The organism is Stenotrophomonas sp. 3diitr2024 (genome assembly GCF_042136455.1).
GTDB lineage: Bacteria > Pseudomonadota > Gammaproteobacteria > Xanthomonadales > Xanthomonadaceae > Stenotrophomonas > Stenotrophomonas sepilia.
Genome location: NZ_JBHHMJ010000618.1, coordinates 1 through 3,387 on the forward strand (window position 1 = coordinate 1; position 3,387 = coordinate 3,387).

Annotated in this window: 2 protein-coding genes; both read left to right on the forward strand. The window is 65.5% G+C overall.

Annotated elements, in window-relative coordinates:
* The coding region (locus ABGA94_RS16050; protein ID WP_375367786.1) for a TonB-dependent receptor domain-containing protein at window positions 1-775 on the forward strand (775 nt) is incomplete at its 5' end.
* Between the two features lie 111 nt (window positions 776-886).
* Entirely contained in the window at window positions 887-3,244 is a 2,358-nt protein-coding gene (locus ABGA94_RS16055; protein ID WP_375367787.1) for a family 20 glycosylhydrolase, read from the forward strand.
* Window positions 3,245-3,387: the final 143 nt, after the last annotated feature.

Here is a 3,387-nt window from a genome sequence, read left to right on the forward strand (position 1 = left end):
CGCCAACATCAAGTTCGACCTGGACGACTCGCTGGTGCTGCGTGTCGCCGCCTCGCAGACCCAGACCCTGCCAGACTACTCGGCGCTGGGTGCCTCCTCGTACGGCTCGGACCTGAACCGCACCGGCGGTGGCGGCAATCCAAACCTCAAGCCGACCCTGTCGACCAACCTGGATGCCAACCTGGAGTGGTACTTCATGCCGCGTGGACTGCTGTCGGTGGGCGCGTACCACATGAAGCTGAAGGACTACATCGCCTTCGACGTGGTCTCGCGCCAGCTGTACAGCGAACTGACCAACCAGCTTGAGACCTACCAGATCTCCACTCCGATCAATGCCGACGGCAAGGTCACCGGCGTGGAAGTGGCCTACGAGCAGCCGATCGGCGAGTACTTCGGCATCAATGCCAACTACACCTACGCCAACGGCACCACTTCGCACACCTGGTCGGATGGTTCGCACAACCTGCTGGGTACTTCGAAGAACACCTACAACGTGGGTGCCTACTTCGAGAACGAGCGCTTTGGCGCCCGGGTCAGCTACACCCGCCGTTCCTCGTTCCTGATCAGCCTGTCGGGCACCAACCCGTACTACCAGGATGACTTCGGCACGCTGTCGGCATCGCTGAGCTACAAGGCCACCGATTGGCTGAGCATCAGCCTGGATGGCCTGAACCTCAACAACCCGACCTACAAGTACTACCAGACCGCGGCCATCCCGACCTCGTTCTACAGCAACGGTCGCCAGTACTACCTCAACTTCCGCTTCAAGTACTGATCCAGCGGCGGCAACATCGCCGAGTCGTGCACGCACGCCGGGCCTGGGTCATTCCGGGCCCGGCGTTTTTCATGTATAGCGTTCATCGCACCGTTCCAAGGAGTCGTTCCGATGGTCAAGCCTTCCCGCGCCCGGATGCGCAGCGCAGTGCTGCTGGGCAGCCTGCTCGCCCTGTTGCCGGCACTGCCCGCACTCGCCGCTGATCCCACGCCGGCCGCTGAAGCACCGGGTCCGCAGCTGCGTGCCGGCAGCCTGATGCTGATTCCCGCCCCGGCCACGGTGCAGCCCGGCCAGGGTAGCGGCATCACCGTACGCGCCGATACCGCGCTGCAGGCCGAAGGCGAGGCCGCACAGCGGGTCGCCACCCAGTTCGCCGATCTGCTGGCGCGCAGTGGTGGCCCGCGCCTGGCGCTGGCCAAGGGCAAGACGGCGGCCAGGACCGGTGGCATCCGCTTCCAGATCGTGCCCACCTTCCGCGACAGCGGTGAGAGCTACACGCTGGAAAGCACCGCACAGGGCGTGCTGGTGCAGGCCGGCAACGAAACCGGCCTGTTCTATGGCGCGACCACGCTCGCCCAGCTCGCCACCGGCGGCAGCAACGGCGTGCTGCCGGCGGTGCAGATCCAGGACGCGCCGCGCTTCAGCTGGCGCGGCTTCATGCTCGACTCGGCGCGGCACTTCCAGAGCCTGGATGAGATCAAGCGCGTGCTCGATGCGATGGCCGCGCACAAGCTCAATACCTTCCATTGGCACCTCACCGATGACCAGGGCTGGCGCATGGAGATCAAGCGCTACCCGAAGCTGACCGAGGTGGGCAGCTGCCGCCTGCCGGCCGGCGACGGCGGCATCGACCCGGCCAGTGGCCAGCAGCATCCGTACTGCGGCTTCTACACGCAGGAGCAGATCCGCGAAGTGATCGCCTATGCCGCCAGGCTGCATATCCAGGTGATTCCAGAAATCGATGTGCCCGGCCATGCCACCGCGGCGATCGCCGCGTACCCGGAACTGGGTTCGATCAACACCCCGCTGAAGCCGATCAGCGAATGGGGCGTGTTCCCGAACCTGTTCAACGTGGAAGACAGCACCGTCACCTTCCTCGAGAACGTGCTGGAAGAAGTGATCGCGCTGTTCCCGGCCAAGTACGTGCACGTGGGCGGCGACGAGGCGGTCAAGGACCAGTGGGAAGCCTCGAAACAGGTGCAGCAGCGCATGCGTGCACTGGGCATCAAGAATGAAATGGCCATGCAGAGCCACATCATCAAGCGCCTGGAGACGTTTCTGGAGGAACACGACCGGCGCCTGATCGGCTGGGATGAGATCCTCGAAGGTGGGTTGCCGCCACAGGCCACGGTGATGTCGTGGCAGGGCACCGAAGGTGGCCTGGCCGCTGCCAGTGCCGGCCATGACGTGGTCATGTCGCCGGTGGGATACCTGTACCTGGATTACCTGCAGACGGCCTCGCCGAATGAACCGCCGGGTCGCCCGGCCCAGGTCAACCTCGGCAAGTTGTACAACTTCGAGCCGGTGCCGGCCGAGCTGCCGGCCGACAAGCGCCAGCACATTCTCGGCCTGCAGGCCAACATGTTTACCGAGCACACGCGCACCTACGCGCGCCTGCAGCACAACCTGTTCCCGCGCCTGGCCGCCGTGGCCGAGACCGGCTGGAGTACGCCGGAACATCGCGACTTCCGCGATTTCCTCGCGCGCCTGCCCGCGCAGCTGCAGCGCTACCGTGCCTGGGGCCTGGCCTACGCGCAGACCCCGTTCGAAGTGGGCGTGGACTACACCGATGATCGCGCGAAAAACTCCGTGACCCTATCGCTGGCCAACCCGCTGGGTTATGAAGTGCGCTACAGCACCGATGGCCAGCCGGTGACCGCGCAGTCGCCGTTGTACCAGCAGCCGCTGACCGCGACGCTGCCGACCACCGTGCAGGCCGCTGCGTTCTACCAGGGCCAGATGCTGGCCGCGAAGCCGACCATCGCCACGTTCACCGCGCAGTCGCTGCTCAGCCGCCGCAGCGATGCGCTGCTCAGCTGCGTGGGCAAGAAGGGGCTGGTGCTGCGCCTGGAAGACGACGGCCCGCGCGAGGGAACGCGTGCGGTGTTCAACGTCGACATCTTCCAGCCATGCTGGCGCTGGCCGCAGGCGCAGCTGGACGGCATCGGCAGCGTGGAGGTCCGCGCGGGCCGCATTCCGTACTACTTCCAGCTGGCCCACGATGAACCCAAGCGTCGCTTCGAAAAGGCCCGGAGCGCACATGGCGAAATGCTGATCCGCCGCGGTGATTGCACGGGCAAGGTGCTGGCTCAGGTACCGCTGCCGGCCACGCCCGATGCCGATGGCTTCGTGACCCTGCGTGCGGCGCTGCCGAAGGGCACGCAGGGCACGGGTGACCTGTGCATCAACTTCACCGGCGATACGCGCCCGGCGATGTGGGTGCTGGATGAGATCACGCTGAAGAAGTAACCGCAAGCCTGTCCTGGCGCAATCCATCCACGCATCGTCTTTGTATCGGACTGTACGAAACCCCGGTCGCGGCCACAGTCGCTGACAAAACCCCGGGCAACGGCACACGTTGCCGATACCTGCACCGCCTGGAATGGCCCCCA

What these genes read in the sequence shown, in the direction of transcription:
- ABGA94_RS16055 (WP_375367787.1), top strand. Translation starts at nt 887, where the DNA reads ATGGTCAAGCCTTCCCGCGCCCGGATGCGCAGCGCAGTGCTGCTGGGC.